The organism is Ornithinibacillus halotolerans (assembly GCF_014637405.1).
GTDB classification, from domain to species: Bacteria; Bacillota; Bacilli; order Bacillales; family Amphibacillaceae; genus Ornithinibacillus; species Ornithinibacillus halotolerans.
The window spans coordinates 63,626-70,408 of the sequence record NZ_BMEY01000021.1 but is presented as its reverse complement, the minus strand read 5'-3'; the positions used below and the strand labels follow the sequence as shown (position 1 = coordinate 70,408).

Genomic DNA, 6,783 nt, shown 5'->3' with positions numbered 1-6,783 from the left:
TTGATGTAGTGGTCGGGAAACCAACTATATCTTATCACGAAGAGAGGCCTTTTTTAATTTTAATACCACGCTATAAGCTCTCCGGAACCCCCGGCATAGCCAGGGGTTTTCAAATGACATAATAAAAAAATACTCATTCAAAAATGAGTATTTTCATCTACATATATTTAGTTATTTTGAGTTCTCTGCATACTTTACATTTATTTCTGCTAATTCATAGAAACTCTTCTTCAAGTCATTATATTCTGAAGTATAATTATTAAATTCTTCATTAGCTTGAATAACTTCTTGATATTTCAAGTTAACTATTTCAATATGTTCTTGTAATTCTTCTTGTTCTAATTCTTCTTGTTGTAACATTTCATATAATTCTTTTTCTAGTGATAAAGATTCATTATATGCTTGATGTAATACGTCATATGCTTCAAATCGGTTTATCATTGTTTCATACATAGATAATGCCTTTTCTTTAACAGTTTCATCTTCAATTTCTTCAATTAGTTCTTTTGATTTCTGAAACTCTTCACGAGAAGCTTCTAAGCTTTCTTTCTCAAGTAGAATTTTTTCTGAACGTTTATCAATCGAAGCAATTGCGCTTCCAGAGAGTTCTTTAATTTTATCTAATTCATCAATACCAAGCTCAATAATTTGCTTGTAAAGCTCTTGTTCTTCTTGTTCTAGTATTGTTATTTGATCTTGTTGATCTTCAAATCCAACTTCCAGATTTACCGCTTCTTCTAAATGGTTGTATATTTGTGTTTCTGGGCTATTACCACAACCTACTAACAAAAATGCAATTATTAACAGTGATGATATTTTAATTTTCTTCACTACAAAATTCCCCCTCTTACTTATCTCCTGATGACTAGTCTATATTGAACTGTTTCTTAGTATATCATAAAAGTTTCAACTTGAATGATAAAATATACAGCATGTCTTATGTAAAATTATGCCCTATTTTTAAAATATATGATAAACTATTTAACTGAATATAAATATGTATAATATAATAAATGTAATTATATAGGAGTGAACAATATGCTAACAATGGATGATGTCATACGTGAAGGTCACCCGACATTAAGGGAAGTAGCAGAACCCGTGCCTCTTCCACCCACTGATGATGAAGTTTCGTTACTTCAAGACATGCTACAATTTTTAAAAAATAGCCAAGATGAAAAAACATGTGCTAAATACAATTTGAGACCAGGAGTCGGAATTGCAGCACCTCAATTAGGTATTAATAAACGTATGATTGCGGTTCATTTTGAAGATGCAAATGAAAAAATTTATAGTTATGGACTGTTTAATCCAAAGATTGTAAGTCATTCTGTCGAGAAAGCTTATCTCTCAGTAGGTGAAGGCTGTCTATCTGTCGACCGTCCCGTGGAAGGATATGTTCCAAGATACGCACGAATCACCGTAAAAGCTACCGACATCAATGGAAATGATATTAAATTACGCCTAAAAGATTATGCTGCTATTGTATTTCAACATGAGATAGACCATTTGAACGGTATTATGTTTTATGATCATATTAACAAAGAAAATCCATATGCAATACCTGAAAATGCAAAAGCAATTGACTGAATGTAAGAGGTTGATTCCGAGAATGAATCAGCCTCTTTTCTTGTTCATGCATAGAAATCTATAAGATGAGAAAAATAGTACTAGATATTATCAACGGTATCTAAATAACACATCATAACACGAAAGAATAATTATTTTAAAAATAAAAGATGATTTTTATTTCAATATTTTCTAATCCATACTATACTATAAATAAGTGGGATTGGACGGTAGAATTTTATATGCTTTTCTTTAATCTGTGAAAGGAGTGTATGTCCTTATGTTGCGTCGCCTAAAAGAAAAGCTCAAGAAGCGTTGGAAGGATTTTTTAGGTCGGGGACGTGTACCTACAACTTTTAAAGAATAAAGAAGAGGAGAAACTAGTATAAACATTAGCCAATCTACCGATAATGATAAATCTAATATAATCATTTAACCTGTCTTTTTGTTAAGTTTTGCTAATGGATACGGATATGTGATACGGAATTTATTATGATAATAAACCATTGTTTTGGTTTAGTTATTAAGGAAAAACCTTCTATAATTATTGTTTTAAGTTATGAAGGATTTTTCCTATTTTGAATGTTGAATGGAAATTTAAGTTTTAGAGAGAGACAGGAGAGATAATATGATTTATAAAGTAATATATCAAGAATCTTTACATGAAGTTCCCGTAAGAGAACGTTCAAAAAGCCTTTATATTGAGGCAGAATCTGAAAAAGAAGTACGTCAAAAATTAAGCGATCGCAAGCTGAACATTGAATTTATCCAATTATTAGATGAAGCACACCTAGCATATGAAAAACAGTCTGAAGCTTTCAAATTGGAGACTGTGTAACTAATGAAATTCGTAAAAAATGATCAGACAGCTGTATTTGCACTTGGCGGACTAGGAGAAATTGGGAAAAATACATACGGTGTGCAATTCCAAGATGAAATCATTCTTATTGATGCAGGAATTAAATTTCCTGAAGATGAACTTCTAGGAATTGATTATGTAATCCCAGATTACACTTACCTTGTGCAAAACCAAGATAAAATTAAAGGTCTAATTATTACACATGGACATGAAGATCACATTGGTGGCATTCCATATTTATTACGTGAAATAAATGTGCCTATTTATGCAGGCAAACTTGCGATTGGTTTAATCCGAAACAAATTAGAAGAACATGGTTTATTAAGAAACGCTAAATTAATTCCCATTCAAGAAGATGATATAATTAAATTCCGTAAAACATCAGTAAGCTTTTTCCGTACTACCCATAGTATTCCGGACTCATATGGTATTGTCGTTAAAACCCCTCCAGGAAATATTGTTCATACTGGAGATTTTAAATTTGATTTTACACCAGTTGGAGAACCAGCAAACTTAGCAAAAATGGCAGAAATAGGAAAAGAGGGTGTTTTATGCCTTCTTTCTGATAGTACAAATAGTGAAGTACCTGGCTTTACCTTATCTGAAAAAGTAGTTGGTGCTAATATCAGCGATATTTTCAGCCGTGTAACTGGTAGGATTATATTCGCTACATTTGCTTCCAATATTTATCGTCTTCAACAAATGGTTGAGGCTGCGGTCAAATATAATCGTAAAATTGCTGTATTTGGTAGAAGTATGGAATCAGCAATTACACTTGGACAAGAATTAGGATATATTCAAGCGCCAAAAGATACATTTATTGAAGCAAGTGAAATAAATCGTCTACCTGCGAATGAAGTTACTATTCTATGTACAGGTTCTCAAGGAGAACCTATGGCAGCATTATCTAGAATTGCCAATGGTACACATAGACAAATCCAAATCATTCCTGGTGACACTGTTGTATTTTCTTCTTCACCAATCCCTGGAAATGCTTTAAGTGTTAGCAAAACGATTAATATGTTATACCGTGCAGGAGCAGATGTTATTCATGGTAAATTAAATGATATTCATACTTCTGGTCATGGTAGTCAAGAAGAGCAAAAATTAATGTTACGCTTAATGAAACCTAAATTCTTTATGCCGATTCATGGAGAGTATCGTATGCTAGTTGAACATACGAAACTTGCGGAAATGTGTGGCGTTGATTTAGAAAATAGCTTTGTAATGGATATTGGTGATGTTCTTGCTTTGAGTAAGGATACTGCTCAAGTAGCAGGTAAAATTCCTTCCGGTTCAGTTTACGTGGACGGAAGTGGAATTGGTGATATCGGAAATATTGTATTAAGAGACCGACGTATCCTCTCCGAGGAAGGCCTCGTGATCATTGTCGTAAGTATCAACATGAAAGAATTTAAAATTGCAGCTGGTCCTGATATTATTTCTCGTGGATTTGTTTATATGAGAGAATCAGAAGATATGATTAATCAAGCTCAAAAACTCGTTTCCGCTCATTTAAACAAAGTGATGGAACGAAAAACTACGCAATGGTCTGAAATAAAAAATGAAATTACCGATACAATTGCACCATTCCTATATGAAAAAACAAAACGCAGACCTATGATATTACCAATTATTATGGAAGTATAATATGTCATATAAAAAAGCATGTGAGATAATCACATGCTTTTTTTGCCATTTTCTAGACTATTAATCATCTATAACAAGCTGTCTTTCAAATCTAGCAATATCCTTATCTGCTCCAACTACAATAAGTATGTCTCTTTCCGTTAATATATCATTTGGTGTTGGTGATACATTTATATGACTTCCTTGCTTAATAGCAACAACAGTACAACCATATTTAGCACGAATATCTAAGTCAATAATCGATTTTCCAATCATTTTTTTACCCGCTTTAACCTCTACAATACTATGTTCGTCGGAAAGCTCCAAATAATCAACAATATTGTTAGAAATAATACTATGTGCGATTCTTCTGCCCATATCTCTTTCTGGGTGAACGACTTGATGTGCACCAATTTTATCTAATATTTTCGCATGATAATCATTTTGAGCTTTAACGGTTATTTTTTTAACACCAAGTTCCACTAGTACAACAGTAGTTAATATACTTGCTTGTATATTATCTCCTATCGCAACAATTACATGGTCGATATTTTTTATTCCTAATTCCTTCAACGTCGTTTCATCAGTAGAATCTGCAATTACAGCGTGAGATGCAATATGTTTAAATTGATTCACTCTATCCTCATCACGATCAATGGCAAGAACTTCCATACCCTCTTTATGTAATTCTTGACAAATACTTCCTCCAAATCGCCCTAATCCAATTACAGCAAATTCTTTTCTCATAAAAGTTCCTCCAATATTGATTCACGATATACCATAACTTTATCAATTGAGAAATTAAACTGCAAGAAATCTCCTAAATATAAAAAAAGGAAAAGCAATCTCTTAATAAGATTGCTTCCCAATTAACTATTACATTGCATCTAACATTTGAAACTGTGAGCGTACTAACTCATAATACTCCCCTTTTTGTTTCATTAATTCATCATGGTTACCATTCTCCAGAATTTTACCATTCTCCAATACGTAAATATTGTCTGCTTCTCGAATAGTTGATAATCTATGCGCAATTATAATAGATGTTCTTCCTTTTAAAAGTCTTCGTAAAGCTGCTTGAATTTTCAACTCTGTTTCTGTGTCAATACTTGCTGTAGCTTCATCCAAAATAATAATACTCGGGTCAGCAAGCAATGCACGCGCAAAGGATAATAACTGTCTTTCTCCTGCTGAAAGTATATTACCTCTTTCCTCAACTTCCGTTTCATATCCTTTAGCAAGGCGTGAAATAAAGTCATCTGCCCCAACAACTTTAGCAGCCTCGATAACTTCTTCGTCACTTGCATCCGGACGACCAAAACGAATATTTTCCATAATCGTTCCAGAGAAAATAAAGGTATCTTGTAATACAACACTAATATGTTTTCGTAAACTACTTAAGGAAACCTCACGTAAATTATGGCCATCAATTTTGACTTGCCCTTTGGTCGGATCATAAAATCGACTAATTAAGTTGGCAATAGTCGATTTTCCACTACCTGTATGCCCAACTAGAGCAATTGTTTGACCTGGCTTCATTTCCAATGATATTTCGTGTAAGGCAATGCGATCATTATCATATGAAAATTGAACTTTATCAAATTCAATATGACCTTTCATTTTGTCAAATTCATATGGATTTTCAACCTCATCGACATTTGGTTTCTCATCTAAATATTCGAAGATTCTTTCCGATGATGCCATGGCAACGAGTAATTGGTTATACATTTGACCAAGTCGTGAAATAGGATCCCAGAACATCCCTAAGAAGAAAGCAAAGGAGATGAAAGTACCAACCTTTATTCCACCTGCATCTGGTCCTAATATAATTAAATGTGCTCCATAAGCAATTAAAATTACTGTACCAATAGCATTACTCATTTCTACAAATGGACGGAACATCGCACTCTTTTTCGTAGCATCAATCCAAGCGGAGTACGTATCTGTGTTTAAGCCATTAAAGAACTCCGTATTTTCTTTCTCTTGAGTAAATGATTGAGTAATTCGAATCCCTTGGATACTTTCATTAAGATGAGAGTTCATACGAGATTGTTGAATACGAACTTCTTGCCAAGTACGGCGAATCTTTCTTCTTAATACTGTCGTAATATAGAACATTAATGGAATAACTACCAATACAGCAAGTGCTAACTTCGGACTTAATGTAAACAATATAGTAACAATACCTAGTAATGTCATTAAATCCATTAACAAGTTGATGATCCCGTTAGAGAACAATTCTTGTAATGAGTTCGTATCATTCATAATACGTACTAGGATTGAACCTGCTGAACGTTTATCAAAGAAATTATTGGACAAACTTTGAACATGTGTAAATAAGTGTTGTCTTAGATCATAAATGACATTTTGGCCTAAAAGGTTAACCCACTTAATCCGTAAATAGTTAGCAATATAATTTATTAAGTAAAGAACGGCGATTATAATAACTAAATTAATAAGTAGAGTCGTATCTTTATTAGCAATAGCGATATCAAATGCAGCCTTACCAATTAATATTGGAATGGTTAATCGAACTGCAGTTGAAACGACCATGGCAATAATTGCACCTAGTAGATAGGTCTTTGTATAAGGTTTCAAATACACTAGTAATCGCCATATTTGTTTCCAGTTAAAGGGCTTTTCAATTGCTTGATCGATTGTATAGTAAAATCGTTTTAAATGTCGTTTTTCTGAAGTATTCCCCTTAATACTAGCCAATATTATCC

6 protein-coding genes are annotated in these 6,783 nt (G+C 33.0%); 3 read left to right on the top strand and 3 right to left on the bottom strand.

Annotated elements, in window-relative coordinates; genetic code table 11:
• Positions 1–171: 171 nt before the first annotated feature.
• Complete coding sequence (locus tag IEV35_RS16715; RefSeq protein WP_188385808.1) at positions 172–831, bottom strand: YkyA family protein; 660 nt, start codon at positions 829–831, stop codon at positions 172–174.
• A 207-nt stretch (positions 832–1,038) separates the two neighbouring features.
• Here IEV35_RS16715 and def point away from each other — a divergent pair, with 207 nt between their 5' ends.
• From def to rnjA, 3 genes are all read left to right on the top strand, one after another.
• Positions 1,039–1,590, top strand: coding sequence for a peptide deformylase (gene def / locus IEV35_RS16710; protein ID WP_188385807.1), 552 nt, complete (start codon positions 1,039–1,041; stop codon positions 1,588–1,590).
• Positions 1,591–2,197: 607 nt separating this feature from the next.
• Positions 2,198–2,407, top strand: coding sequence for a DNA-dependent RNA polymerase subunit epsilon (locus IEV35_RS16705; protein ID WP_188385806.1), 210 nt, complete (start codon positions 2,198–2,200; stop codon positions 2,405–2,407).
• 3 nt (positions 2,408–2,410) lie between these two features.
• On the top strand, positions 2,411–4,078 hold the full coding sequence (gene rnjA, locus IEV35_RS16700) for a ribonuclease J1 (RefSeq protein WP_188385805.1): 1,668 nt from the start codon (positions 2,411–2,413) through the stop codon (positions 4,076–4,078).
• 60 nt (positions 4,079–4,138) lie between these two features.
• Here the strand turns inward: rnjA and IEV35_RS16695 are convergent, their stop codons facing one another.
• Positions 4,139–4,804, bottom strand: a complete 666-nt coding sequence (locus IEV35_RS16695; protein ID WP_188385804.1) for a potassium channel family protein — start codon at positions 4,802–4,804, stop codon at positions 4,139–4,141.
• A 129-nt stretch (positions 4,805–4,933) separates the two neighbouring features.
• Positions 4,934–6,775, bottom strand: coding sequence for an ABC transporter ATP-binding protein (locus tag IEV35_RS16690; RefSeq protein WP_229740786.1), 1,842 nt, complete (start codon positions 6,773–6,775; stop codon positions 4,934–4,936).
• Between the last annotated feature and the right edge of the window lie 8 nt (positions 6,776–6,783).

What these genes read in the sequence shown, in the direction of transcription:
- def (WP_188385807.1), top strand. Translation starts at nt 1,039, where the DNA reads ATGCTAACAATGGATGATGTCATACGTGAAGGTCACCCGACATTAAGG.
- IEV35_RS16705 (WP_188385806.1), top strand. Translation starts at nt 2,198, where the DNA reads ATGATTTATAAAGTAATATATCAAGAATCTTTACATGAAGTTCCCGTA.
- rnjA (WP_188385805.1), top strand. Translation starts at nt 2,411, where the DNA reads ATGAAATTCGTAAAAAATGATCAGACAGCTGTATTTGCACTTGGCGGA.
- IEV35_RS16695 (WP_188385804.1), bottom strand. Translation starts at nt 4,804, where the DNA reads ATGAGAAAAGAATTTGCTGTAATTGGATTAGGGCGATTTGGAGGAAGT.